Origin of the sequence: Sulfurimonas gotlandica GD1 (assembly GCF_000242915.1) — a bacterium.
Taxonomy (GTDB): Bacteria; Campylobacterota; Campylobacteria; order Campylobacterales; family Sulfurimonadaceae; genus Sulfurimonas; species Sulfurimonas gotlandica.
Window position 1 is genome coordinate 1,822,626 of the sequence record NZ_AFRZ01000001.1, and the last position, 25,742, is coordinate 1,848,367.

At 31.8% G+C, this 25,742-nt stretch carries 23 protein-coding genes and 4 tRNA genes; 20 read left to right on the plus strand and 7 right to left on the minus strand.

The features are described 5' to 3' along the window. Positions 1–22 precede the first annotated feature (22 nt). The 4 genes from SMGD1_RS09020 to SMGD1_RS09035 all read left to right on the plus strand — a co-directional run bounded on the left by SMGD1_RS09020 (position 23) and on the right by SMGD1_RS09035 (position 4,270). Positions 23–1,174 (plus strand): BaiN/RdsA family NAD(P)/FAD-dependent oxidoreductase, encoded by a 1,152-nt coding sequence (locus SMGD1_RS09020; protein ID WP_008335028.1) that lies wholly within the window; start codon positions 23–25, stop codon positions 1,172–1,174. Positions 1,175–1,230: 56 nt separating this feature from the next. Continuing rightward, a complete protein-coding gene (locus SMGD1_RS09025; RefSeq protein ID WP_008336365.1) occupies positions 1,231–1,827 on the plus strand; it encodes a hypothetical protein in 597 nt (198 codons plus the stop codon). 3 nt (positions 1,828–1,830) lie between these two features. Then, positions 1,831–2,163 carry a hypothetical protein gene (locus SMGD1_RS09030; protein ID WP_008335053.1) on the plus strand — a complete coding sequence of 111 codons (333 nt, stop codon included), beginning with the start codon at positions 1,831–1,833 and terminating at the stop codon, positions 2,161–2,163. Positions 2,164–2,341: 178 nt separating this feature from the next. Continuing rightward, positions 2,342–4,270, plus strand: a complete 1,929-nt coding sequence (locus SMGD1_RS09035) for a diguanylate cyclase (RefSeq protein ID WP_008336843.1) — start codon at positions 2,342–2,344, stop codon at positions 4,268–4,270. Between the two features lie 16 nt (positions 4,271–4,286). Here the strand turns inward: SMGD1_RS09035 and SMGD1_RS09040 are convergent. After that, positions 4,287–4,361: transfer RNA gene (locus SMGD1_RS09040), tRNA-Val, on the minus strand. Between the two features lie 191 nt (positions 4,362–4,552). Here SMGD1_RS09040 and pckA point away from each other — a divergent pair. Continuing rightward, entirely contained in the window at positions 4,553–6,136 is a 1,584-nt protein-coding gene (gene pckA / locus SMGD1_RS09045; RefSeq protein ID WP_008336972.1) for a phosphoenolpyruvate carboxykinase (ATP), read from the plus strand. 53 nt (positions 6,137–6,189) lie between these two features. Here the strand turns inward: pckA and SMGD1_RS09050 are convergent, their stop codons facing one another. From SMGD1_RS09050 to SMGD1_RS09060, 3 genes are all read right to left on the minus strand, one after another. Beyond that, positions 6,190–6,753: a DedA family protein gene (locus SMGD1_RS09050; protein ID WP_008336912.1), complete on the minus strand. Its 564-nt coding sequence runs from the start codon at positions 6,751–6,753 to the stop codon at positions 6,190–6,192. Positions 6,754–6,767: 14 nt separating this feature from the next. Continuing rightward, a complete protein-coding gene (gene uvrB, locus SMGD1_RS09055) occupies positions 6,768–8,750 on the minus strand; it encodes an excinuclease ABC subunit UvrB (RefSeq protein ID WP_008335775.1) in 1,983 nt (660 codons plus the stop codon). 116 nt (positions 8,751–8,866) lie between these two features. Beyond that, complete coding sequence (locus SMGD1_RS09060; RefSeq protein ID WP_008335317.1) at positions 8,867–9,829, minus strand: D-alanine--D-alanine ligase family protein; 963 nt, start codon at positions 9,827–9,829, stop codon at positions 8,867–8,869. Between the two features lie 305 nt (positions 9,830–10,134). Between SMGD1_RS09060 and SMGD1_RS09065 the strand changes: the two genes are divergently transcribed. Together SMGD1_RS09065 and SMGD1_RS09070 are read left to right on the plus strand one after the other, a co-directional pair. Next, entirely contained in the window at positions 10,135–12,123 is a 1,989-nt protein-coding gene (locus SMGD1_RS09065) for a sensor domain-containing diguanylate cyclase (RefSeq protein ID WP_008336758.1), read from the plus strand. A gap of 101 nt (positions 12,124–12,224) precedes the next feature. Next, positions 12,225–12,728, plus strand: a complete 504-nt coding sequence (locus SMGD1_RS09070; protein WP_008336864.1) for a hypothetical protein — start codon at positions 12,225–12,227, stop codon at positions 12,726–12,728. Here SMGD1_RS09070 and SMGD1_RS09075 read toward each other — a convergent pair. Next, complete coding sequence (locus SMGD1_RS09075) at positions 12,721–14,574, minus strand: putative bifunctional diguanylate cyclase/phosphodiesterase (protein WP_241761464.1); 1,854 nt, start codon at positions 14,572–14,574, stop codon at positions 12,721–12,723. The genes SMGD1_RS09070 and SMGD1_RS09075 overlap by 8 nt on opposite strands. A 185-nt stretch (positions 14,575–14,759) precedes the next feature. On the opposite strand from SMGD1_RS09075, the gene SMGD1_RS09080 reads away from it, so the two are divergent. The 7 genes from SMGD1_RS09080 (at position 14,760) to SMGD1_RS09105 (ending at position 16,243) form a co-directional block, all read left to right on the plus strand. After that, positions 14,760–14,987 (plus strand): hypothetical protein, encoded by a 228-nt coding sequence (locus SMGD1_RS09080; RefSeq protein ID WP_008335534.1) that lies wholly within the window; start codon positions 14,760–14,762, stop codon positions 14,985–14,987. Between the two features lie 6 nt (positions 14,988–14,993). Next, positions 14,994–15,212: a hypothetical protein gene (locus SMGD1_RS09085; RefSeq protein ID WP_008335827.1), complete on the plus strand. Its 219-nt coding sequence runs from the start codon at positions 14,994–14,996 to the stop codon at positions 15,210–15,212. A gap of 66 nt (positions 15,213–15,278) precedes the next feature. After that, positions 15,279–15,355 (plus strand) — tRNA-Arg (locus tag SMGD1_RS09090). Positions 15,356–15,418: 63 nt separating this feature from the next. After that, positions 15,419–15,495: transfer RNA gene (locus SMGD1_RS09095), tRNA-Met, on the plus strand. Positions 15,496–15,662: 167 nt separating this feature from the next. Next, positions 15,663–15,803, plus strand: coding sequence for a hypothetical protein (locus SMGD1_RS14745; protein ID WP_008336104.1), 141 nt, complete (start codon positions 15,663–15,665; stop codon positions 15,801–15,803). Positions 15,804–15,873: 70 nt separating this feature from the next. Beyond that, a tRNA-Arg gene (locus SMGD1_RS09100) sits at positions 15,874–15,949 on the plus strand. An 18-nt stretch (positions 15,950–15,967) separates the two neighbouring features. Beyond that, the gene (locus tag SMGD1_RS09105; protein WP_008335878.1) at positions 15,968–16,243 is read left to right on the plus strand and encodes a hypothetical protein; all 276 of its coding nucleotides are present in this window, start codon (positions 15,968–15,970) and stop codon (positions 16,241–16,243) included. A 51-nt stretch (positions 16,244–16,294) separates the two neighbouring features. Here SMGD1_RS09105 and SMGD1_RS09110 read toward each other — a convergent pair whose 3' ends face one another. Continuing rightward, a complete protein-coding gene (locus tag SMGD1_RS09110; RefSeq protein WP_241761465.1) occupies positions 16,295–17,038 on the minus strand; it encodes an RES family NAD+ phosphorylase in 744 nt (247 codons plus the stop codon). Between the two features lie 112 nt (positions 17,039–17,150). Then, positions 17,151–17,924, minus strand: coding sequence for an NYN domain-containing protein (locus SMGD1_RS09115; protein ID WP_008335506.1), 774 nt, complete (start codon positions 17,922–17,924; stop codon positions 17,151–17,153). Positions 17,925–18,239: 315 nt separating this feature from the next. Between SMGD1_RS09115 and SMGD1_RS09120 the strand changes: the two genes are divergently transcribed. From SMGD1_RS09120 to SMGD1_RS09145, 6 genes are all read left to right on the plus strand, one after another. Next, on the plus strand, positions 18,240–19,514 hold the full coding sequence (locus SMGD1_RS09120; RefSeq protein WP_008335583.1) for a PAS domain-containing sensor histidine kinase: 1,275 nt from the start codon (positions 18,240–18,242) through the stop codon (positions 19,512–19,514). An 88-nt stretch (positions 19,515–19,602) separates the two neighbouring features. Further along, complete coding sequence (locus SMGD1_RS09125; RefSeq protein ID WP_008336005.1) at positions 19,603–20,715, plus strand: PAS domain-containing sensor histidine kinase; 1,113 nt, start codon at positions 19,603–19,605, stop codon at positions 20,713–20,715. A 7-nt stretch (positions 20,716–20,722) separates the two neighbouring features. After that, positions 20,723–20,938: a hypothetical protein gene (locus tag SMGD1_RS09130; protein ID WP_008335590.1), complete on the plus strand. Its 216-nt coding sequence runs from the start codon at positions 20,723–20,725 to the stop codon at positions 20,936–20,938. 212 nt (positions 20,939–21,150) lie between these two features. Further along, a complete protein-coding gene (locus SMGD1_RS09135) occupies positions 21,151–23,301 on the plus strand; it encodes a S41 family peptidase (protein ID WP_008336994.1) in 2,151 nt (716 codons plus the stop codon). Between the two features lie 6 nt (positions 23,302–23,307). Beyond that, positions 23,308–25,092 (plus strand): hypothetical protein, encoded by a 1,785-nt coding sequence (locus SMGD1_RS09140; protein WP_139064133.1) that lies wholly within the window; start codon positions 23,308–23,310, stop codon positions 25,090–25,092. 39 nt (positions 25,093–25,131) lie between these two features. Beyond that, positions 25,132–25,731, plus strand: coding sequence for a ubiquitin family protein (locus SMGD1_RS09145; protein WP_008335538.1), 600 nt, complete (start codon positions 25,132–25,134; stop codon positions 25,729–25,731). The last annotated feature ends 11 nt before the right edge of the window (positions 25,732–25,742 follow it).

The window sequence follows — 25,742 nt, forward strand, 5'->3', positions numbered from 1 at the left end:
TATATCTAAAGTATAATACAGTATGAAAATATATGATGTTTTAATTTTAGGTGCAGGCGCTAGTGGTCTGATGTGTGCCTCCGAGTTAAGTAAAAAATTGAGTGTTGGTATTATTGATATAAATGCTAAAGTTGCACAGAAACTAAAGGTTTCTGGCGGTGGGAAGTGTAATATTACAAATGTAAGTGTCAGTCATAAAAACTTTGATGGTGAGAGCGAATTAGTATCAAGCGTACTAGAGCGTTTTTCTAAAGAAGACTTATTGGAATTTTTACAAAAAAATTCTCTTACACCAGTTATAAGAAAAAATCGTTATTACTTTTGTAAAGACTCTTCTGATGAAATAATAAATATATTAAAAAAACTTACTAAACATCAGGAACTTATCTTAAACACAGAGATATTTGAAGTTGTAAAAAAAGATGATATTTTTGATATTAAAACACTTAAAAGCACTCTTAGAGCTAAAAGGCTCATAGTTGCAACAGGTGGTAAAAGTTTTAATACCTTGGGCGCAAGTGATATTGGACTAAATATTGCAAAAAGTTTTGATATACAAATAAAAGAGTTCACTCCGGCCCTTGTTGGTTTGACTGTGCAAAAAGATCAGTTTTGGATGAAAGAATTAAGTGGCCTTAGTTGTTATGTAAATATAAAAGTAGATGACAGGATATTAGATGAAGACTTGCTGTTTGCACATAAAGGAATAAGTGGGCCTGCAGTCTTATCCGCATCCCTATATTGGAAAAAAGGTAATATATCCATAGATTTTCTACCAAATAAAAATATACATGAGCTAATAAATGGCAGTAAAAAACTTGTAAGTTCAGTGATTCCATTACCAAAACGGCTCTCAGTTGCGATATTAGAAGCCATTGGTGTAAATGATATTGAGTGTAAAAAACTAACTAATGAAGCAAAAGAGAAACTCTTGGCAATTCACAATTATGAATTTGCTCCAGCAGGTAATTTTGGTTTTTCAAAAGCTGAAGTTAGTAGAGGTGGAATTTGTGCAAAAGAGTTACATTTTGATTCTTTAGAATCAAAAACTGTTAAAAACTTACATTTTATAGGTGAGGTTGTCGATGTAACTGGTGAGCTTGGAGGGTATAACTTTCAATGGGCTTTTAGTAGTGGTGTAATATGTGCAAGAGGGATAAATAAATATCTTTAAAGTTTGCTTCAAAAGCGACAAGGTATAATGGTCGTAAATATAAGGGAGATGATAGAATGGTAAAAAAATTAAGTAAAGTAATAGTTGCTACTCTTTTAGTAGCTTCGTCACTTACAGCTGAGTTAACAGACAACTCAATGTATAAGTTTAATATAAACTCTCTAATAGGTTTTGAGGCTGGTTATAGTGGATTTGACTATGAACGTACAACTTCAGGCGTAACAGATGCCAGAGAAACTGTCAATATAAATCATGGTGGTATTAAGATAGGTGCAGAGTCAGAAAACTATAGACTATTTTTAAGCGCAAGAGCTTTTGATGGTGGTGATTTTGATTATGCTAGAGCATATGGTGTTGAAGTTCAATACCTTTTGAATTTTTCAAAAATGGCTAATGTTTACTTTGGTGTAAATGCTGGTAAAGTAGATATGAGATTTGCAGACAAAACAAACAATAAAACTGTAAAGCTGAGTAATGGTTACATGGGTGGAGATGTTGGTGTAAATGTACATTTAGGTAAAAGTGCAGACTTTGAAGTTGGAGCTAGGCTAATGAGTCTAAATGCGAGTGCAACAGATGGTGCAGTTACATATGACTTTGATAATATTGTAACTGGTTATGCAAGTATTATTTTTAAATACCAAATGGATTAATCAGTGAGATATATTTTAACAATCCTTCTTTTTTTAAGTGTCGCAAATGCAGATATAATGAAGAAAAAAACACTGGCTTGCCCTAGTGTTATTCAGTTGCAAAAAGCGCCAGTTGAGAGCGCTGAAAACTCTATGAATTTAAGTATGTATGCTATAGCAAATGACTGTGTGATTATAGATAAAAGAGATAATGTTGAAGCTGTAGGTTATGACCCTACAAACTCGCAAGAGATTTATCAAAAAATCATCTATAAAAAAACAGGTGTTTACCTCTATGTAATTAGATCGGCAATTCAAGTTGAACAAGATGGTAAAAAAAGTTCTCTAAGGTTCTAATGCCATTCATAAATCATTCACTTTTAAAATATAAGTTTATGGGCATTAGCCCATAACTACTACTCTTTCAATCTTTTTTACTTCATAAAACTTAAACAATTTATTTATATAATTAATGATATAAGAGAGTTAATATATAAATGTTTATAATAATAAATAAGCTTCTAAAGGATTTCTGATGGATTATGGCAGTAAATTAAATCTTAATACATTACTTTTTAATCATCATAAACACACAGTATTAATACCAACTTTCGTAATCGCTGTATTGCTATTTATTCTTTATTTTTCTGCAAATACATATATCTACAATTTAATAAAATCAAGTTCAATTGAAAAAGTGAAAACTCACGGTCATGATATGCTTCTTGAAAAGTCAAAATATATTGGAAACACTCTAGGTGAAGTCTCAAGATTGAGTCAAATACTTCAAAAAGAGCATAAACATTTTTTTGCAAACCCTGAGCTGACATATCTTCCATATGGAACACCAATATTTAAAGTTGCTCACAATGGTGTCTACTATAAATCAAATAAGACAGGTTCAAGTCTTTACTACTCTTCTGATACAAAAATAACAGATAAAGAAAAAAATAAAGCTCTACGTTCAGAAGCGATGGATATAAGCTTTAAAAATATAGTAGAAAGTAATCCAAACATTGTAGCCGCATATTTTAATAGTTGGGATAATATGAATAGAATCTACCCATATATAGATAATGTATATAATTTATTTGGTCTAAGTATTCAAATTCCTGATTATAATTTTTATTATCTTGCAGATGCAAAACATAACCCTAAAAGGGAATCTGTATGGACCGGAGCTTATTTAGATCCAGCTGGTAATGGTTGGATGGTTTCTTGCATCGCTCCTATTTATAATAAAGATTTTTTAGAAGGTGTCACTGGTATAGATATTACTTTAGAGAGTTTTATAAATAATATTTTGGAGAGTAAAATGCCATGGAATGCTACGCTTTTTATGTTAGATGATAAAGGTAGTATTTTAGCAATGCCAAAAAAAATAGAAAAGATAGTAAAAATAGAAGAGTTAATTTATCATGAATACACAACAAATATCAATAGAACAATTGAAAAACCAGAGGAGTATAATCTTATTAAAAATAAAAATACACCTTTTAGCTATAAATTTGCGGAGTATTATAAAAATAAAACAAAGATTTTTGAACTGACTGTTAATTCTATAGATTATATATTACTTCAAACTACAGTAAAAGAAACTGGCTGGAGATTAATACTTATTATTGAAAAGAATTCTATTTTTCACGATATCTATAAATTGAAATCTTATGCTGATATCATAGGATACAGCGCAATTGTATTTGCAATATTGTTTTATTTGGCGTTCTTATTATATACAGTGAAAAGATCAGAATCATTTGCCCTTCGTATTACAAATCCAATTAGAGAGTTATCAAGACAGACAACATTTGTAGGAACTGATAAAATGACAGAGCCATTTGTGAAGAGTAATATAGAAGAGATTGATAAGTTAAACTCAAATTTTACCAAGATGGTCAGTGAACTTAAAATAGGGAAGAACAATCTTATTAAAACTGAGCGCAGGAGACAAATATATGAAGAGAAGGCTCATATATATCATAAAAAATCACTAACTGATCCATTAACCGGTGTATATAATCGCTCTAAGGCTGAGGATGTCATGAGCCACGAAATAAACCTTGCAAAACTATATGGACAGCCACTATCTTTGATTATGTTAGATATTGACCATTTTAAAGAGATTAATGATACGTTAGGACATGCTGTTGGAGATGAAGTTCTTGTTGAGTTTATAAAAGTGATAAATAATAATTCAAGAAGTAATGATATTGTTATAAGAAATGGGGGAGATGAGTTTTTAATTATATGTCCAAATACAGAAGCTAAAGATGCTGCATTACATGCAGAAAATATACGTTCTTTAATTGAAAGCAATAATTACAAAAAAGACTACAATGTAACATCTAGCATTGGAGTGACATCTTATCAAACTGGAGATACAAAAGAAGCCATATTTAAAAGGGTTGATAAAGCATTATATATAGCAAAGGAAAAAGGCAGAAATTGTGTTGTTAGTTCATAAAGAGACAATATGAGGATGGTGCTCGATACTGGGCTTGAACCAGTGACTTCTTCCATGTCATGGAAGCACTCTACCACTGAGTTAATCGAGCATGTTTTACTTTCTTTATTCCTTCTAAAGGCAATAGCCTAGAAACTAAGTTATCATAGTAAAATAAAGAGCATAATTCTATCTAAAAATTCTTAAAACAATTTTTCTCTATTTAGCCTCAATATTTATATTTAATTTATGTTTAGTGAGTGTATAATTTCGATATTAAAAAAAGTACCCAAAAGGTAAGTTATGCATTTAACTGAGTTAGAAGAGTTAGGATTAAAAAATATTGGTAAGGTTCATCATAATCTAAGTTATGATGAATTAATTCAACATGAGCTTGAAAATGGCGAATGTGCACAAACAAAAAAAGGTGCGACAGCTGTTGACACAGGTATTTTTACTGGTCGTAGCCCTAAAGATAAGTACTTTGTAGACCGTGATCCATCAAACAAATATATAGCGTGGGGTGATGTAAATAAAAAAGTTTCTGCTGATATTTTTGCAGAGTTGCTAGTAGTCGCACAAGAGCAGCTTTCTGGAAAAGATTTATATGTTACAGATGTTTTCTGTGGTTCTTCGGCTGCATCAAAAAGATCAGTTCGTTTTGTATCTGAAATTGCTTGGCAGTCACACTTTGTAAAAAATATGTTTATTCGTCCGACTGCTTCTGAGTTAGAAGTTTTTAAATCAAATTTTACTGTTTTAAATGCTTGTAAAGCTGTAAACGATAAATGGGAAGAGCATGGACTAAACTCAGAAGTATTTGTACTTTTTGATGTTGAAAATAATATAGCTATAATCGGTGGTACTTGGTACGGTGGTGAAATGAAAAAAGGGATTTTTTCAATGATGAATTACTGGTTACCACTAGAGGGTAAACTTCCTATGCATTGTTCTGCAAATGTTGGCAAGAGAGGTGATACTGCACTTTTCTTTGGACTAAGCGGAACTGGTAAAACAACTCTTTCAACTGATCCTCATCGTGCTTTAATTGGTGATGATGAACATGGTTGGGATAATTATGGAGTATTTAACTTTGAAGGTGGATGTTACGCAAAAGTTATCAACCTTGATGGTAAGAGTGAACCGGAAATCTATAATGCTATTAGAACTAACGCACTCCTTGAAAATGTAGTTATATATGGTGAAGGTGAAGTTAACTATGAAGATGGCTCTAAAACAGAGAATACTCGTGTTTCTTACCCAATTGAACATATTGAAAATCATAAACTAGACCTAATGGCTGGTCATCCAGAAAATATCATCTTCTTAACTGCAGATGCTTTTGGTGTTCTACCTCCAGTATCTAAACTTACTAAAGAACAAGCAATGTACTATTTCCTAAGTGGATATACTGCAAAAGTTGCTGGAACTGAGCGTGGTATTACTAAGCCAGTTGCCACTTTCTCAGCATGTTTTGGTGAAGCTTTTTTACCTCTTCATCCAACTGTTTATGCAAAGCTTCTTGGTGAGAAGATTGATGAACACGGTGTAAATGTTTATCTAGTTAATACAGGTTGGACAGGTGGAGGTTATGGAGTTGGTAAGAGAATGAGCATTAAAGATACTCGTGCTTGTATTAATTCTATTTTAAATGGAAGTATTAAAGAGAGTGAATTTGATACTACTAAAACATTTAGACTTCATGTTCCAAAAACACTAGGTGATATTAACCCTGATATCTTAAATCCTCGTAATGCATGGGAAGATAAAGAACTTTTTGATAAAACTAGAGATAATCTAGCAGAAATGTTTATTGAAAACTATGCTAAATACCAAGGTGGAGAACATCCTGATTTTTCTGCATTTGGCCCAATACTAGGAAGCTAAACTTATAGTTTCAATCTCATATTCCCAAGTTTTACTTGGGAATGATAAATATACTAAACTTTTCTCTTTGTAGCTTTTTCCATATAAAGCCATAAAGCTCCTCCGAAAATAACTAAAATGATTGGTGCAATCCAAGGTTTATCACCTATGATTTCAGCAAATTTGACCAAAGCACTTCCAGAGTAATAACTTCCAAGTCCAAATACTAAAGCCCAAACACCGGCACTAAGTACATTCAAAATAGCAAACTTTTTAAAATCATATTTCGTTAATCCGATAGCGATAGGAATAAGTGTCTTAATTCCGTAAACAAATTTTTGAATAAGTATAATCCACGAACCATTCTTTTTCATCATAACATGAGCAAGAGCTAATTTTCTTCTATGTTTACGTAGTCCTTCCATCATCATGCTCTTTTGGTATCTTGCCATATAAAAAAGTAAAACATCTCCTATAGCATTTGCTATAAATGCTATGGCTATTGATGTAGTTAAGTCCATCTTACCCATAAAAGAGAGTACACCAGCACCGATGAGTGCTACAAACCCACCACCAAGTGAGTATAGAAAAAGTCCTATATATCCATAAGTTGCTAAATTAGTAAAAGTATCTTCCATTATTTTTTTGTATCCTAAAGTTGTTTTATTTTCATTATTTCATCACGAAGTCTAGCAGCTTCTTCAAAGTTTAACTCTTTTGCAGCTTGTTTCATTTTAAGCATAAGTTCTTTTGTAATAACTTTCTTCTCTGATGCTGGCATTTTATCCATTTTTTTGTGTTTTTGGTAAATATCACCATGATCTTCTACTTTTAGATTTGCATCTAGTTTGCGGATAGTAGTAGTTGGAGTGATTCCATTCTCTTTGTTATATGCTTCTTGAATCTCTCTCCTGGAAGTTGTTGTGTCAATTGCTTTTTGCATCGATTTTGTAATTTTATTCGCATATAGTATAACTCTACCGTTTGAGTTTCTTGCTCCTCGACCTATGGTCTGGATGAGTGCAGTCTCACTTCTTAAAAATCCTTCTTTGTCAGCATCTAGAATGGCTACAAGAGATACTTCCGGAAGGTCTAAACCTTCGCGAAGCAGATTTATACCTATTAGAACATCAAACTCACCAAGTCTCAAAGCGCGAATGATTTGATTACGTTCAATAGTGTCAATATCAGAGTGCATATACTGAACTTTAATACCTAGGTCTGCTAAATATTTTGTTAGAGCTTCAGCCATCTTTTTTGTCAGAACTGTTATTAGAATTCTCTCATTTTTTGCAGCAATTATTTTTATTTCATCATGTATGTCTTCAACCTGATTATCTGAAGGTTTAATTTCTAAAATTGGATCAAGTAATCCAGTTGGTCTAATAATCTGATGTGCGGTAACACTAGACATTTCCAGTTCATACTCAGCAGGTGTAGCAGATACGAAAAGATAGTGAGGAGCTTTATTTATGTACTCATCAGCTTTGAGAGGTCTGTTGTCTAAGGCACTAGGAAGTCTAAAACCATAATCAACTAAAACCTCTTTTCTAGCTCTGTCTCCTGCATACATTCCACGATACTGCGGAAGAGAAACATGAGACTCGTCAACTATAACCAGATAGTCTTTATGATTAAGGGCAAAGTAGTCAAGAAGAGTAAATGGAGCCTCTCCTGGTTTTTTGTTTGTAAGAAGTCTTGAGTAGTTCTCTACACCTTTACACATGCCTGTAGTTTGTAGCATCTCTAAATCAAATTCAACTCTCTGTTTTAGTCTTTGGTGCTCTAAAAGTTTTCCTGCTGATTGAAAGTATGCAAGTCTTTCATCAAGCTCTTCTTCGATACGTTTTATAGCGACCGCCATCTTCTCTTGGCTTACACTGAATTGTGAAGTCGCATAGATAGTAAATTTTTTATGCTCTTCGAGTTTTTTATTGTCGATAATATCAAAAGTATATATTGCTTCTATCTCATCTCCAAAAAACTCTATTCGAATAGCTTCTTGTTCAAAGTAGGGAGGATAGATATCTAGACTTTCTCCATTTACTCGTATATGTCCACTGTCAAAATAAGTGTCGTTTCGGCTGTATCCCATTTCAACTAAACGAAGAAGAAGTTTTTTCTGAGGAATCTCATCTCCAACTTCTAAAGCTTGAACCATATTGAGGTATTCCTCAGGGTCACCTAGCCCATAGTTGGCAGATACAGATGCAATAACAATAACATCATCATAAGAGAGAAGATTAGCAGTTGAAGAGAGTCTCATACGCTCTAGCTCATCATTTATAGCACTATCTTTTTCTATAAACAAATCTTGTCGTGGTATGTAAGCCTCAGGTTGATAATAATCGTAGTAACTTACAAAGTATTCAATATGATTGTTTGGAAAGAATTCTCTAAACTCACTGTACAGCTGAGCAGCAAGAGTTTTATTGTGAGTCATGATGATAGTAGGCATCTTTACATTCTCTATAACCTTAGCCATAGTGTAGGTTTTACCGCTGCCAGTAACACCTTCAAGAGCCTGATATCTATTGCCTTTTAGAATTGATTCACTTAAGACTTTTATAGCAGTAGGCTGATCTCCAGCCGGTTGATAAGGTGAGTTTACTTTAAAGTTAGCTTCTTTTTTCATTGGTGGAATTATAGCTTTATATTGTGAATATTCTTTATTTTCTGGAATATGACTGCCATTAGGCAGTCGATGAGATAATTCTTAGTCTATTAATAATGCCTTGGCTAAAGGAACATTTACGGGAATCTATGCAAGCCTTCCTCTACGATGAGGCTAATAACCTGATCGTAGCTTAAATCATGCGCCATTTCACATGCAATAGGAAAATAACTTGAAGTATTTCCAATATCAGGAGTAAGGTTTATTCCAATGAAAAAACAGTGTCCATACTTGTTTGTTTTAACATTAATTAATCCATAATCCCTAATTTCTAAATCAATATAGGCGTCTATGGCAAGTGTTTTTATTCTATCCATAAGAAAATTATCTTCAGTTTTTCTAAGTACTTCAGTGTCGTCTTTTTTAACTTTTTCTCCTAAAATTCTTAGAGCTTTTGTTGATTCTGGTGGTATTACTTCAAGAGCTGATACTAATAAATTAGCATCTTTTGTTTGGATAATAGCAATAGCAAACTCCTGACCATCTATATACTCCTCAACCAGGACAGGAGTATCAAATATTTCATATAAAGATAATACTTTACTTTGAAATTCTGCAAAACTATTTACAATTGATAAATTGTCAATTCCTTTTCCATTTGCAGCATCTAATGGTTTTAAGAAAAGAGGGTATCCGATTGGTAAAGCATAAGTAGATTTGTACTCTCCAGGAACAGCAGTGAAATATTTTGCAGTATTTATACCTTTACTCCTTAAAAAAGTTTTGGCTAATATTTTGTCAGAATCAAATTTTAAAGTTTCTCTTAATGAACCTGAATGGTTGATATTATTTCTTGCAAAATATTCAGATAGCCAAATATCTTCTTCGTTTTTAATAGCAATATACTTTACTGCCAAGATAACAAGATCAGGTTTTCTTTGCACTACACTTTCTAGATCTTCAATTGATTTACATACGGTTAGTTCAACTACATGATCCATCTTATTAATTGAGTCTAAAACACTATTGTACGCATCAAGCGTTACAAATTCTGTTTCTTTTAAGTAGTAATTTGGTGTTGTTATAATTTCTATTTTCATGTTAACCTTATTAAGTAGAGAAGAAGATGCATCTTGAATTAGAATGTATTCAAACTCAGAATCATAATATGTATAAGGTTTCCTCAAGAGGAAAGCGGTATGTACCAAGATATTTATTGGTGCTGCTCAAGAAAGAGAAGGTTCGGTGTTAGTGAAATATCTGTTTATCGTTAGCGTGACTTATTTCTCAGCAATTGTACTCTATTTCAGCTTATAAAGAGGAATTGGAAACCTAAAATATTGTTAATCATCAATCTGATAATAAGCTATAATATAACAATAAGATATAAAATAAAGGCTTTATTATGTCGGATACTTCAATATTAAAGATTAATATCTCAATAGATGAACTCCCAGATAATGTTGTGATATATCGCTATGAGGATGATGATTTTATATTTGTAGATTTGAATAAAAGTGCACAAAAAACAGAAAATACATCTAAAGAAAAAATTATTGGAAAAAAACTCACAGAAATATTTCCTGGTGTAAAAAAATTCGGTTTATATGATTTACTACTAAAAGTGAATAGAGATGGCGGCTCCCAAGAGTTAGATATGAGATTTTATGAAGATAAACGCATTAGTGGCTGGAGACATAATAGTATCAGAAAACTCAGTAATGGTGATTTGATTGTTTTTTACAAAGATTTGAACGAGTATAAATCTTTAGAAGATGAGACAAACAGAAAAACTAATGAACTAAAATCATTAGGACATATTTTAGATAATAGCAACAGTGAACTATTTATTTTTGATACCGATACTCTGCACTTTACGTATTTAAACAAAAAAGCCTTAAAGCACATCGGTTACTCTTTTGAAGAGATGCAAAAAATGACACCTGTTGACATTAAACCAGAATATACAATGAGTAATTTTTTAAGATTAATAAAGCGTTTAGAAAATGGAGAAACAGGCCATTTTGTGTTTGAGACAGTGCATCAATGTAAGAATGGTGAACTATATAATGTAGAGATACGTTTAGAACTCATGACATTAGAAAACAAAAAGCAGTTTGTAGTGTTTGCTCACGATATCACCGAGAGAAAAAAATCACTTATTCAGCTTCAAGAGAGTGAAGAAAAATTTAGAAAGATTGCAGAGACTTCTTTGATGGGTATTTTTATCTACAAGGAACGTTTTATATATGTAAATGAAGCTTTTGTAGATATGAGCGGGTATACCATAAACGAGTTATATGAAATCGATCCTTGGAGTGTTGTAGATAAGTCACAAAGAGAAACTGTACGGGCAATAGCTAATAGACGTTTAAAAGGAGAAGAATTTCCTAGAGTTTATAGTGATTTCAAAGTTAACAGAAAAGATGGTGAATGTAGAATTATGAGAGTTATGACACAAACTATTAAATATGAAGATAGTTATGCAGGTCTTGGAACAATTATGGATATTACAGATATTAGAGAAACAGAAGATAAGTTAAAAGTTTTAGCTCAAGCCATAGAGCAAACAGATGAAATGGTCAGAATTACTGATAAGAATGGAGTTATCACTTTTGTTAACGATGCCTTGGTAGCTCATACTGGATATAAACCATTGGAGTTGATAGGTAAAAAGATAAACATGTTTAAATCAGGTAAACATGATAATGCATTTTATAAAGAGATGTGGGAGATTATTTTATCAGGTAAGACATATAGAGGTGTCTTTATAAATAGAAAAAAAGATAAAAATATTTTTTATGAAGAAGAGACAATAACCCCTATCTTTGATTCCAAAAAAAATATTCAAAATTTTGTTGCAACAAGTCAAGATATTACAGAGCGTATAGAGATGGAGAATAAACTTCAAAAGTTAGCAACAATAGATAGTCTAACTGGTATTTATAATCGCCATAAAACCAATGAAGAGATAGAAATACAATTGGCAAAAGCTAAACGATATGATGAAGAGTTTGCTCTAGTTATGTTTGATATTGATCACTTTAAAGATGTTAATGATACGTATGGGCATGATGCCGGAGATGATATACTAAAGGAGTTTAGTGACGTTGTTTTAAAGCATATACGTGAGAGTGACAGGTTCGGTAGATGGGGAGGAGAGGAGTTTATGCTTCTTCTTCCTAAGGTTGACAAAGATGAAGCCATTAGAGTTGCAGATAAAATAAGAGAGTTTGTCTCAAGATATCCGTTTAATAAGCTTTCAAGGATTACAGTAAGCGTTGGGGCTAGTATATATAGAGAAAATGATACAAAAGAGAGTCTGTTAAAGCGCACGGATGAAGCTCTATATCAAGCAAAATCAAGTGGACGAAATAGAGTTATATTTAAGTAGTAGCTACTTTGAAAATTATTAATAATTATAACTAAGTTTTATTAGTATCATAATTCCAACTTTGCATATTGTAGTATGTCAAAAATAAAGTTGGAGATAATATGAAAAAAATCATTGTTGGATTAATTGTTGCATTACTATTTTTAGGGTGTAGTTCAAAAGATGTTGAAGAACAAGCAGTAGAACCAAAGATAGTTGTTGGTAAAAGTTTATCAGATATGAATCTGAATGATCAGTTTGAAAAAGCTCAACCGTTAGATGCAACTACAAAGAAAGTAATATTTGCATTTTCAAAAGATATAGCACATATATGTAATGACTATTTTGTTACTCAGTCGCCTACATACTTAAGTGAAAACAATACTCAATTTGTAGCAGATGTAAGTGCTGCACCTTCTCTGATTAGAAGTATGTTTATTCTTCCAGGATTAAAAGATTTTAAACATACAGTTTTACTTTTAGATGATAAAAAAGTAGCTGCCCCATATAGAGTAGATATGAATGTAGAAAAAATTGTAGTTGCATACATTGATAATAAATCAATTACAGAAATCGTAACAATTAGCTCAGAAGATGAGCTAAAGAAAGTCATAGAAGCTAAGTAACTTCTATGACTTGAACATACTTTTCAAACTCGTGTTTATCAACTGGTTTTGAAAAGTGGTAGCCTTGTAAAATATCACACTTTTCTTCTATTAAAAACTCTTTTTGCAACTGAGTTTCAACACCTTCAGCAACAATACTTAAGTTCAAGTTTTTAGCAATATTTAGAATAGTTTTTACCATGTTTGTACTTTTACTTGTGTCATCTAATTCAAATATAAAAGATTTGTCTATTTTTAACTCATCTATTGGTATCTGCCTTAAGTAACTAAGAGATGAATATCCTGTTCCAAAATCATCCATAGAGAAGCGAATACCACACTGTTTGATTTTATTCATAGTGTTTATCAGTTTAGTTATATCTTCGGCAACACTTGTTTCTGTCATCTCAAACATTAGCTTTGAACTTAGTTTTGGATTAAGATATTTTTTACATAACTTGGCTACATCATCAGTAAAAGTGTTATGAAACATCTGACGCATACTGATATTAATAGAAAGTTGCTCTAAATATATTCCTTTTTTATCCCAATCGCTAAAAGTTTTAAAAGCTTCTTCTAGTATGAAGTATCCTAACTCTACAATGAAACCTGTCTGTTCCGCAATAGGAATAAACTCATCAGGACCAACTTGACCTAGATGCTCGTTATGCCATCTAACAAGTACTTCACACCCTATAACTTCTGAATTGGAATTAAGTTGAGGTTGATACTGTAGAGTAATTTCATTGTTCTCTAGAGCAAAATGAAGAAATCTTTCTATCTCAAGTTTTCTCTCAACTCTTATAGAAAGTTCATCATTAAAAATCATTACTCCATCTCTTCCTTGAGATTTTGCTTCGTACATAGCAATATCTGCTTCTTTTATAAAAGTCCCAGCTTTCATTTTTGGATTATCTATAATGCTTACACCGATACTTGCACTAATGTACATATGATGCTCTTGGATTACATAAGTCTGTTTAATGGAGTCTAATAGTTCATTTGCAAAGGCTATTGCATTGTTTAGACATACATCTTTATCTCTGCATGTTGAACTTAATATACAAAACTCATCCCCACCAAGTCTAGATACATGTGCCCCATGCTTTTTGGAAATCATAGACATTCTGTTGGCAACTTCACAGAGTAATAAGTCTCCAACATCATGACCTAAAGTATCATTTATAGTTTTAAAATGGTCTAAATCAATTAGTAAAAGATATACATACTTATGGTCATTCTTTTGAAGTTTTATTGCATTTTCAAGTAGTTCTATGAAGTAGCGTCTGTTTCCAAGTTTAGTCAAGTAATCATGATAGGCTTGAAACTTACTTTTTTGTAAGTAGTTATAAGTGTTTCTCGAAGCATACAGAAGTACCCATCCTAAAACTATTGTTAAAATTGCCAGAAGATAACTGTAAGGCTCACCGACAAGAATAAGATAGATTGTAATTGGTAGCATAGAAGAAGATAGTATAAATAGAGATAGCTTTTTCTCTGATACTAATATAGTGGTAGAAACTACTGAAACGCCAAGTTGTGTTGCTATAGCTATGTAGTGAAGTTCTACTGCATCTCTAGAAACATATACAAAAAATATGATAGTCCATATTGAAAAATAAGTAAAAAGAAAATATCTGGTTTGCATCAGCCACTTCTCTTTTTCTTCTATTGAATAGTTGTTATGTGAATATGATTTGTATAGTTTATGACCCCAAAAAGAAACTAAAATAATAAGTAGATACCATGATATTTCAGGAAGATATGAGGAGTATAGACTGCCTATAAAGACATAAGATAGTCCTGTGCTTGCAAAGAGTCCTATTAAGATAAGAATCTGTTTATGCATAAAGTTGTAAAAGTTCATATTGTCTAGCATATTATGTTACATCTCCATGGTAGGTATAAAAAATTATTATAACTAAAGTTTTTCTAATCAAATACTAAACAGTAAAAATAAGTTAAAAAACAAAGCAATTATTCAGATGAGTAAAGTTAAGGTTAGAATATTTGTGATAGAATTATACCCATATAACATAGATAGGGATTTTAATGCAAAATCAAACAAATTTAGACAAATTAAACGATAAAGTATCACAAATACTACAAAACTATAACACTTTGAAAGAAGAGAATAAAAATTTTCGTATAGAAGTGGTTACATTAAAAGCTGAAAATGAAGTAAAAGATATAGAAATAGAAAAGCTTAGAGAAGAAAATATAATGAAAGATATTGAGATAGAAGAGATAGTAGAAAAAATAGAAAGTATTTTAGGCTAAAGTTTTATGAGCAAAAAAATAGGTTTACACATAGGTGGGCGTCGTTTTGATGTTGATGTAGAAGATGATTTTGCACCATTTTTAGAGCAGAACATGGCTAAAGATTTCAACATTGATGGGAATAATGATTTAAAAAAAATGCTTCATGCATATGTAAAAAAGACTCATGAAATATTTCTACAAGAAAAGGAAATAGAAAAGATTTTAAGAAAAACGGAAATTTAGTATTTAATTTAGGATACTATAAGTTAAAGGTGCTATAATTTCAGCCTCTCAAAAAAGAGATGGTGTGCGCTCGTAGCTCAGCTGGATAGAGCACTGGTTTGCGGTACCAGCGGTCACACGTTCGAATCGTGTCGGGCGCACCATATTTACTTCGAAGAAACAATTTTACTTCATTTTTTAAAATCTTGATTTAATCTTACAAATGTCGCGGAATAGAGCAGTTCGGTAGCTCGTCGGGCTCATAACCCGAAGGTCGCAAGTTCAAATCTTGCTTCCGCAACCAATTTTAAATCCTTTATTTATAGGTTTTATAACAACACTTTTTAAACAATTTAACTAGACTTACGTATCGTATCATTAAGCCACATTAAACACTTTTAGAACCCGTCAACTTGTTATCTCCCTATTGTTAAATGATTTAATGAAAATTTAAAACAAAAAGGAAAACAAATGTCAATTATAAATATAAATCAGACACAAAGAGTAAAAGTACTTTTAAGATTATTAGATAATCATGAGAACATTGAAACAGCTTGTAGTAAAGCCGGACTTAATGTTGAAGTAACAAAAAAATTCTTATCTTTAAACTAAGAACTTAATCCTCTAAAAATTACATAACAAATTAAATTAATGACACTCACGGCATTGATTTAATGTAACTCTCCTTATCGCTTAACTGGATAAAGCAGTCCCCTCCTAAGGGATAGCTCGTGGTTCGAGTCCACGTAGGGAGACCAATGAATAAAAGGAACTAAGTGTTTAGATTATTTAAAGAAAAAGAAAAAGAAAAAATTAAAGTAGAAATACATAATCGTTTAATTGATATTAGAATAGGTAGAAAATACGCTAGAGGGGAAGATATGGATGGTAATACTTATGAATGCTTTAATTATACAGCGGAAGAAGTATATGATAACTCTTTAGAAACTTGTGATGATCTAAAAGCTGTCAATAAATCATATTTTGTAGAGGGATACGATTTACAAACAAAAGAGTTGTCTAATGTAATTAAAAATAACTGGAAAAACTAAAAGACAATATTGTGGATTTGGCTTGAATTTGACCAAGGAAACTTCTACTCCTTATATGTCTTTACTCCAATGCAAGTTACCGTCTTGTGAAGATAAACTTTGTAAGTGTTTATAGCCAATACATCCATAGTCATCAATACTAGTAATTTCAATTAAGTTAACTATACTCAATTTCAAATCTTTAATAGCCTCTCCGTATATTGCGAAATTTACACCAGGTGCATCTTTTGTACTAATAAATACAACACCATTAAATCTTCTATCTTTCGAAATAGACTTTTCAACATTTTCTATCAAAAATTGATTTAGTTCATATCTATCTTCATCACTAGAGAGAGTTGAAAATATTTCATTAATTAGCAAATCCTTAAATACGAGTGAAATAAGAACTTCTTCATCTGTATGAAATGGTTTATGTAAAACATTTAAATTTTCTAGATATCGTGTCTCTTCTTGTGATTTATAGAATGTTCCAAGTTGACCAACAAACCAAAAATCATCTTTCATTATCTCAGTGTAGTCAAAAATGGCAATATTTACTAAGTCACCTATCTTTACTTCTATTTCTGCTAAACTTGTTTGAATAGAAGACGAGCCATATAAAGTTGGTTTACTTAAAGATGAAAATGCTCTTCCAGATGGGTTTGGCGGATTATATAAATGTTTAATATGATAAAAAGGTTCATTATTTAGGCACTTACGTGCCCGATAGAATAGATTAGTGTTATGACTGGCTAATGGTGAAATAATTGGCTGATATACATTCATAATAGGTTGAATGTAATCTTCGAACATTTTTTTTGCTTGACCAGTGGTATCAGATAGACGTTCAATTTGTTTTTTTCGTGATATTATTTTTTCTCTTAAGTCACCGAGTTGATTATGTTGTATATGAATTCCCATGGCATTATCTTTTTATTCTTATCATTAGTTGAGTTTTTCTGTCTCCTACATATTCCATATCAAATAAGTCCAATGCTTTGATAAGGTCGCCCATTTTTTTAAATCCATAGTTAACTTGAGAAAAAGAAGAATTTTTTCTTATATACATAGACATATCTTTAACATCTGCCCATCCTTGCTCATCTGATGTTACATCAACACCTTGTTTAAGCAAATTAATAAGTTTATAGTCTTTTCGTATATCATAGTTATTTCCAACATATTTTGTAACAGCTTCTGTAATAGCTTGATGCTTGTTATTTCTAGAAATGTCTTCCACTGCTTCATCATTAAGTAATACACTTAATTTTTCAACATATATGAACTGTGAACATGCATTTACAAATGCCATGGGAGTCTTTGCTTCTCCATATCCATACACAGTTAACCCATCAGATAATATTCTTGTGACAATAGGAGTAAAATCACTATCGCTAGTTATTAGAACAATAGCTTCAAGATCTTTTGTGTACAAGATGTCCATAATGTCAATTATCATAGCTATATCTGTTGCATTTTTGCCTTTTGTGTAAGCAAACTGCTGAATAGGTTTAATATTATAATCTTGTAAAATATTTTCCCAGCCGTAAAGTTGTTTATCTTTCCAATCTCCATAAGCTCTTCTAATGTTTACAGTTCCGTATTGAGATAAATCATCGAATATACTTTCTATATATTTAGAACTTACATTATCACAATCTATAAACATTGCAATGTTGTTTTTATGCTGATTTTTCATTTTAATTCCTAATAAATTTGTGTTTTCTTTCTATAAAATTATTATATGTTGTTCTTTATTATACAAAAAATATGTAAAATTAATTGACACTTTAAATTATTAGATTTTACAATACAGCTTTTTAAATATAAACTTACTGAGAAGAGCTGCAAATATCCATAGTTAGTTCTATATAATCACCAGTTGTATTTAATATTTGTTACTTATAAATCTTCAGATTTTAAAATATATTTACAATTTTATGTACTTCTTTATTACATTACGTCATAATATTAAATAGTATTTATATTTTATAAGAACAATTAAGGGACAATTATGCCATTTGAAATTAAAGATTTAAAAGAGCACAATTCAGAATTGCTAAAACTTCTTACTCAGCATCTACCAGATATGTTGTGGGTTAAAGATTTAAATGGAATATATCTTTATGCAAATCAATCTATATGTGACGGCTTACTAATGGCAAAAGACACAGATGAACCTATAGGCAAAAATGATGTCTTTTTTGCTCTTCGAGAGAGAGAAGCCCACAAAGAAAGTCCAGATTGGCATACTTTTGGTGAACTATGTTTTAACTCTGATCAAGTTGTCATAGATAACAATAAAGCTATGAAATTTGAAGAGTACGGAAATGTAAAGGGAGAGCTACTTTACCTAGAAGTATATAAGGCTCCATTTTATGATAAAGATGAAAATATAATAGGGACAGTGGGTGCAGGGCGTGATATAACAAAACTTAAAAAAATACAACTAGATTTAGAAGAAAGTCTTAAAATTTTAGATCAACAAAGAGAACAGCTAAAATCATTTAATGTTAATCTTGAAAAGCGAGTTAAAGAAGAGATTGAAAAACAGCAAAATCAAGAACGTTTAATGATTCATCAGTCTCGTCAAGCTGCGATGGGTGAGATGGTTGAGTCAATTGCACATCAGTGGCGACAACCTCTAAATATTATTGGATTAGCAACAGCCAACTTAGAAACTCAGTACACTCTTGGTCTGATGAGTGAGCAAGAGTTTCATGAAAAAATGGAGATTGTCTCTCTTAACATCAACTATATGTCTGAGACAATTGATGATTTTCGTAATTTTCTCAATCCTGAGAGAGAAATGATCAGCTTTTCTCCGCAAAAAAGTATTGAGGATGTTTTAACGATTCTCAATGCTCAACTTAAGAGTAATAAAATTATTCATACTTTAACTGTTAACTGTGATATATTTTTCTATGGTGTTGAGAATGAGTTTAAGCAGGTAATGTTCATTTTACTAAACAATGCAGTAGATGCTATTAAGATAAATATTGAAGAAAAGAATATAGAACAAGGTAATATTACTATCACACTAAGTTGTAAAAATAATCAAGGAATCATAGAAGTATACGATAATGGCAATGGCATAGATGCTGACATAATAGACTCAATCTTTGATCCATATTTTACTACTAAGTATCACTCACATGGAGTGGGAATAGGGCTTTATATTGCCAAAAATATTATTGAAACAAGAATGAAAGGTGCATTAAGCGTGCAAAATATTAAATCTGGCAGTTGTTTTACTATTTCATTGCCTTTGATCAGTGACAGATTTTAAGATCTTAGATTGTTTAATTAGATTATAATCTATTATTATTGTTGCTATATTTAATATTATCGTAAAGAAAATAATAATAACATAACCAATGAAAAAGCTGCGTTATAAAGAAATACTCGAAAATATTAGTGACTGGCTATGGGAAGTAGACAGTAGTGGTGTATATACTTATTGTAGTGAAAATGTTTATAATTTTTTGGGTTACCATGCTGACAAAGTGGAAGGCAAGACACCATTTGACTTTATGAGTGAAGAAGAAGCTATCCGAGTTAAGGAAGTATTTGCTGCTTATGTTGAAAAAAAAGAAAATATAGTAAACATGGAAAATACGCATACTCATAAAGATGGGCATAAAGTTACTGTATTGACAAGTGCTATTCCCATTTTAGACAACAATGGAAACTTACTTGGATATCAAGGTATCGATAAAGATATTACAGATATTAGAGAAGTAGAAAGAAGCCTTAAAGAGAATCGAAAACTACTTGCACAACAAACGAGAATGGCACAAATGGGTGAAATGATAAGTATGATTGCTCATCAGTGGCGACAACCTCTTGGTGCAATTTCATCAGCTTCTATAGATCTACAGATAAAGATGGAACTGGAATCTTTTGATTTGACAAAAGAAGATGGCAGAGAGAAATATAGAGAGTATTTTTTTCATAAAATAAAAGATATAAATGAGTATGTACAAAATCTAACAGCTACTATAGATGATTTTAGAAATTTTTATAAACCAAATAAAGAATCAGTGTGCGTAAAACTAGACGAGGTGATTTCAAAGTCATTAAATATAATCCAAGCCTCACTCCTAAATGACAATATCCAAATAATCAAGAACTATAATTCAAATATTGATATAGAACTTTACAGTAATGAGATGATTCAGGTTATCCTAAATATCTTGAAAAATGCTCAAGATAACTTTAATGAAAAAGATATAGAAAAAAGATATATTAAAATTAGCACTAAAGATAAAACAATCTCAATATGTGATAATGGCGGAGGTATTGCAGAAGAGCTAATGGATAAAATATTTAACCCTTACTTCTCTACCAAAGACGAAAAAAGTGGAACAGGGTTGGGATTATATATGGCTAAGACGATTATTGAAAAGCATCATGCGGGAAATATAAATGCAACAAATACAGATGATGGAGTCTGTTTTAAAATAGAGTTGGGAGATATTTGTATATAATGCCAGTATGAAAATATGGATATTAGATACAAAAGCTCCAAGCCATCGTCTGGTACGTCTTAACTGTGAAGATCATAGCGATTTTTCATACCTAGGTGACTTAGACGATGATGAATTAACTGCCTTCTTTTTAGAACTTCAAAATGATATGAATGTAGAAAAAAACATTAAACTGCTAAAGTATTACGGATACTTACACCTTTTTATTATTACTAAAAAATAGAAATATGCATATTTTACTTTAGTGCAAAGTTGATTTAAGATGGCACAGGACTAGCTCTTTATATACCTAAAACTATAATTGAAGAACATTGTAGAGATAAACTAGACGTAGTCAATACACAGCGTTGAGCAAAATTCATTATCTCCCTCCCATTTAAATGAATTAAGTAAGGTAGTGATAAAATAACTAAAATTGATACCTTAGGGAGTGAGATGAAAATTATAATTGCAGTTTTAAGTTTTTTTATTTTTACTACTTCTCTCTTTGGACTTGATGCTAAAGTAAAGTACGATAAGGTAATCTCAAGTGTAGAAAAATACTACTATATAGCATTTACTAAAGATCAAATAATAAATAAAGGTATAGCTGAGTTTTTAGCATCTACATCCCTTTTAAATGCAGATGCTAAGAAAAAAATCAATACAAAATTTACTTTTTATGATAATAAATATGGCGCTGATTCTAAAGAATGTGCATATGAAAAAATAAAAACAATCATAGAGTTTTTACTACAACAGATGTTTTCAAACGAAGAAGTCTATGACATATTGATACATTCAACTATGAACTCCTTAGACGCGCATTCTAGCTATTTAGATAAAAAACATATGCAAGAGTTGAAGGTTCAAACAGAAGGTGTATTTGGTGGACTTGGAATCACTGTAAGTAAAAAAGAAAAGAAATTAACTGTTGTATCCCCATTGGATAATACGCCTGCGTTTAGAGCAGGTATAAAAGCAGGTGATATTATTCTTAAAATCAATGAGCTTCCTTGTGAAAATATGTCACTAAATAAAGCCGTAAGTTTGATGCGTGGAAAGGTTGACACCTCTATAAATCTTACTATTAGTAGAAAAGGTGAATTGATTCCTATTACTATTGTTCGGGAACTCATAAAAATAAGATCTGTAGATGCCAGAGAACTTCCTAACGATATACTATATTTGAAGATATCAACGTTTGACAAAAAAGTTATAAATGATTTATCTAAAGCGATTAAAAATTATGAAACGAACGGTATGGGTATTATTTTAGACCTTCGTAACAATCCTGGTGGACTGCTTTCTGAAGCAGTAGACGTGGTTGATATGTTTATGAACAGAGGCAATATAATCACTCAGCAAGGTCGCTCAAGTTTTGATAAAGTGTCATATGACACTTCAAAAGAAAAAACTTTAACAGAGGCACCTTTGGTTGTGTTGATTAATGCAGGAAGTGCTTCTGCATCTGAAATTGTAAGTGGTGCCTTGCAAGTTCATCATCGTGCAACTCTAATGGGTGAGAGAAGTTTTGGAAAAGGCTATGTACAAGCTATTCTTCCTATAGATGAAGAAGAGTCAGTGAAGCTTACTGTTGCTGAGTATCTTTTAGCAGACGGCAAGAGTATTCATAATATCGGTATAAAGCCGGATTATGAAATAGATGCAGATATTGTTGATGGATATGACAGAGTTTTAGAAGCAGCCCAAGATTACTTAAACAATAAAGCTATATTTGATGAAAAATATCTAGCAAAGGCTTATGGAATACAAACATTAAGTAAGAGATTTAGAAATAAAAATATTGCACAAAAAGAAGCTAAAGTATATGAAGCAACTTTAAGAGATAGGTTTAAAAAAATACAAAAAGCTCCTGCAGATTCTACTAAGTGGTTGATTTCAATAGGCATAGAAAACTATGAGTACACAGCAGATGTAAAATACTCGAAAAAAAGTGCAGAACTCTTTAGTGAGTTGTTGCAGAAAAAGTACGGCATTGAAGATCACCATAGTTTAGTCTTAGTAGACGGTGAAGCGACTATGGGAAGAATAAAAAACAAGATGAAAAGACTGCTTCGTCAGGTTAAAGCCGGAGATACGATATATTTTTATTATAATGGACATGGCATACCTGTTCCTAGTCAGAAAAATGAGCCATATCTATTACCAAATGATGTGGAACCTGAGTTCGCAAGTGATGATAAGTTTTTTAAAATGCAAAATATATATAACCTTCTTTCTCAAACAGATGCAGATAAGGTAATAGCAATAATAGACAGTTGTTTTAGTGGCGGTAATGATGGCGCACACCTGATAAAAGGTGTAGCAGCTACGAGACTTGTCCCTAAAGAAGTAAGCTTTAATAAGAAAAAAATGGTAATTTTATTTGCAGGAAGAGGGACTCAATACTCCAACATGTATGAGCAAAAAGGACATAGACTCTTTTCATACTATGTGATGGACTCTATCTTAAAAGGCAGAGATGATGTAGAGATGCTATACAATGAAGTCTATGTAAATGTAAAAGATGAATCATTTAAGATGGGAGATATGCATCTACAAGAGCCTACAGTCGTTGGCAATAAAAAACTAAACTTCAGGTAAATCTATATGTTAAAAAGCCTGTTGATATTTCTGTTTTTATTTGTCTGGTCTTTGATAGTAGGTTTTTCATCATGTATAGTATTTATTTTATATATTTTAGCATTTACTACACTTCTAATGATTGCTCTATCAGAGATGCAAGTTATAAAGAAGTATGCAATAGCAGAGACTCTTTTTCATGAAAACACATCTCTCTTTAGCATCGTTAAAAGTGTATGGCTGACTCTTTTCTTATCACTAATAGTAGGCTTTAGTGTATCTGTCATAATTCTTGTTGGTAGTATATATCTTGATGCAGTGATATTTTTGATTTTAGGTCTTGATGTTCTTTTCATTTGGTTGATATATTCCAAGGTGAAAAAGAAGCTCTCTTTAAAAGTAAAAGAGGGATTTTTAGATGCTATTGCCAGAAGATGGGCTGTATGGATAAACACGCTCTTTTTAATTATTACTTTTGTGTTGTATCAGTTCTTTAGCACACCAACCTATGAGATAAAAGTATTTAGTTGTGAAATACTAAACTTTTTATCTTCCACTCTTAGATACAAAGAACTTCTTGAGTGGAAATTTATGAGTGCATCTGTCGGTAATCTTGAGAGTGCTAATGGCATCTATGTTTGGCTGTTATATCTTTTTGTATCTCAGGGAGTATTTGCCTGGGGTTACTCAAAACTTCTTCTGAGTGTCTCCGTGTCAAAGTCAATTATTTACAAAGAAGAGGGTAAGCATAGAAACTATTTCATCTTTGGTTTTATAGCTACGATACTACTACTTTTCATAATCACTATGAGCATAAATCATCTCTATGAGAGACAGCACATGCAAAATGTACAGACTCAAATAAATAGAGCCTACAAGGAAGTTGACAAGGTCTTAAATACAAAACTAAACTCAAGTGAACAGTTGTTAATAGAGCAAATAAATAGTGTAATAGATGCTGAGGTTGACCTTGCCTTTGAACCTGTATATGGTTCTATCCCTGAGCTTAGTGATTATTACTACTCTGTAAAAGGTGAGTACACAAGAATCATTCTAAAGGGCTATAGTCTCTACTGTGGATACAAAAATGACTATTTGGTTCCATACTATAACCAGTACCTTCCAAATGGCTATAAGCTTAAGCAATGTGACTCTCAGATGCTAGATAGTGAGATTCAATCAAAAATAAACTACTTCTTGTTTGATAAAAATGATTTTTCTGCTAGAGTTGATAATGCTTCTAATGTAATCAATGAGAGTATAAAAGAGTCTATGACTAACTTTCAAGATGAGTTAAATGAGAGCCTAAACTCTTTAGAAGCCCAGCACCAAACTGAACTTGGCTTTTTGGAGTCAAATTTTGATGATATATTTCAAGCCAACTCCAGAGATGTGGCAAAAAAAGGTCTAAGTGCTACTGGGACTTTACTGATAAGTGGTGCGATATCTAAGAGTGTAATGTCTAAAATGCTGCTAAAGTTTGGAGCAAAGGGAGCCGCAAAAGCTTCTTCATTTATAGGTGGTTCAGTTGCAGGACTAACTATATGTGCACCGAGTGGTCCTTGGGCTTTGTTATGTGGAGTGGTAACCGGAACTGCAAGTTGGGTCGGTGTAGATGCTGCTATGACTGAAGTAGATCAAGCCTTTAACGAAGATGACTTTCAACTTAGTGTTAAGATGATGATTGACGCTCAAAAAAAATCTCTTAAAGAACTTATGAAAGATTCATATAGAGAGTGGATTCAAAAGATATTTACCGAGCTTAAAAAAGATGCAGGTTCATTGAAATCACCATATGAACAACTCCAATAATTTATGTTAAAATAGTTAAAACATAAATAGGGAGATTTTATGAAATTAGAATATGTAGGTTCTATGCCTAGGGTTTCAAGCAAAGGTGTGAGTTTTGATGATACAAAGCCCGATAAATATATTTTACTCAGTCCTGCTATTGATCTGCTAGAAGCTTTGAGTTATGGTCCCACTGAAGCTACAAAGCATCTTTACAATACAAAAGGTAAAGAGTATAGCAGTAGTGAACTTATGGAAGCTCTAAAAAAACATATAGGGAATCTTAATGAAGTTATAGCATCTAGAGATGAAAAAGCGCATAATTTAGTACAAGAGCTAATGGATAGAGTAGAGACAAACGAGACGCTTAGTGAAGATGAAAAAAAAGCTTGGTTAGCTAACATAGAGCTAATGCGTAATTACTATCTTCAGTTTGTGACAAACGATAGTGCATATGGATGCGCTCTTCAAGCTCTATCTCAGCAGATTCATGACGCTTTAGTAAAAGAGGTTTCTTTTCCTATGTTTAGAAATTATGGTCTTGTTCTTCACGATCTTATTAATGTCTTAGAAAATAGAAAGTCACCCATAGATGCTACGCTTAGTGTTGAAAATATAGATGGTTCATTATTTGGTAAGTTGACTATAAAGCATCGATAAAAAAAGCTTAT

Excerpts from the sequence above, each read along its gene's own strand:
- SMGD1_RS09020 (WP_008335028.1), top strand. The coding sequence starts at position 23 with ATGAAAATATATGATGTTTTAATTTTAGGTGCAGGCGCTAGTGGTCTG.
- SMGD1_RS09025 (WP_008336365.1), top strand. The coding sequence starts at position 1,231 with ATGGTAAAAAAATTAAGTAAAGTAATAGTTGCTACTCTTTTAGTAGCT.
- SMGD1_RS09035 (WP_008336843.1), top strand. The coding sequence starts at position 2,342 with ATGGATTATGGCAGTAAATTAAATCTTAATACATTACTTTTTAATCAT.
- pckA (WP_008336972.1), top strand. The coding sequence starts at position 4,553 with ATGCATTTAACTGAGTTAGAAGAGTTAGGATTAAAAAATATTGGTAAG.
- SMGD1_RS09050 (WP_008336912.1), bottom strand. The coding sequence starts at position 6,753 with ATGGAAGATACTTTTACTAATTTAGCAACTTATGGATATATAGGACTT.
- uvrB (WP_008335775.1), bottom strand. The coding sequence starts at position 8,750 with ATGAAAAAAGAAGCTAACTTTAAAGTAAACTCACCTTATCAACCGGCT.
- SMGD1_RS09060 (WP_008335317.1), bottom strand. The coding sequence starts at position 9,829 with ATGAAAATAGAAATTATAACAACACCAAATTACTACTTAAAAGAAACA.
- SMGD1_RS09065 (WP_008336758.1), top strand. The coding sequence starts at position 10,135 with ATGTCGGATACTTCAATATTAAAGATTAATATCTCAATAGATGAACTC.
- SMGD1_RS09070 (WP_008336864.1), top strand. The coding sequence starts at position 12,225 with ATGAAAAAAATCATTGTTGGATTAATTGTTGCATTACTATTTTTAGGG.
- SMGD1_RS09075 (WP_241761464.1), bottom strand. The coding sequence starts at position 14,574 with ATGAACTTTTACAACTTTATGCATAAACAGATTCTTATCTTAATAGGA.
- SMGD1_RS09080 (WP_008335534.1), top strand. The coding sequence starts at position 14,760 with ATGCAAAATCAAACAAATTTAGACAAATTAAACGATAAAGTATCACAA.
- SMGD1_RS09085 (WP_008335827.1), top strand. The coding sequence starts at position 14,994 with ATGAGCAAAAAAATAGGTTTACACATAGGTGGGCGTCGTTTTGATGTT.
- SMGD1_RS14745 (WP_008336104.1), top strand. The coding sequence starts at position 15,663 with ATGTCAATTATAAATATAAATCAGACACAAAGAGTAAAAGTACTTTTA.
- SMGD1_RS09110 (WP_241761465.1), bottom strand. The coding sequence starts at position 17,038 with ATGTTCGAAGATTACATTCAACCTATTATGAATGTATATCAGCCAATT.
- SMGD1_RS09115 (WP_008335506.1), bottom strand. The coding sequence starts at position 17,924 with ATGAAAAATCAGCATAAAAACAACATTGCAATGTTTATAGATTGTGAT.
- SMGD1_RS09120 (WP_008335583.1), top strand. The coding sequence starts at position 18,240 with ATGCCATTTGAAATTAAAGATTTAAAAGAGCACAATTCAGAATTGCTA.
- SMGD1_RS09125 (WP_008336005.1), top strand. The coding sequence starts at position 19,603 with ATGAAAAAGCTGCGTTATAAAGAAATACTCGAAAATATTAGTGACTGG.
- SMGD1_RS09130 (WP_008335590.1), top strand. The coding sequence starts at position 20,723 with ATGAAAATATGGATATTAGATACAAAAGCTCCAAGCCATCGTCTGGTA.
- SMGD1_RS09135 (WP_008336994.1), top strand. The coding sequence starts at position 21,151 with ATGAAAATTATAATTGCAGTTTTAAGTTTTTTTATTTTTACTACTTCT.
- SMGD1_RS09140 (WP_139064133.1), top strand. The coding sequence starts at position 23,308 with ATGTTAAAAAGCCTGTTGATATTTCTGTTTTTATTTGTCTGGTCTTTG.
- SMGD1_RS09145 (WP_008335538.1), top strand. The coding sequence starts at position 25,132 with ATGAAATTAGAATATGTAGGTTCTATGCCTAGGGTTTCAAGCAAAGGT.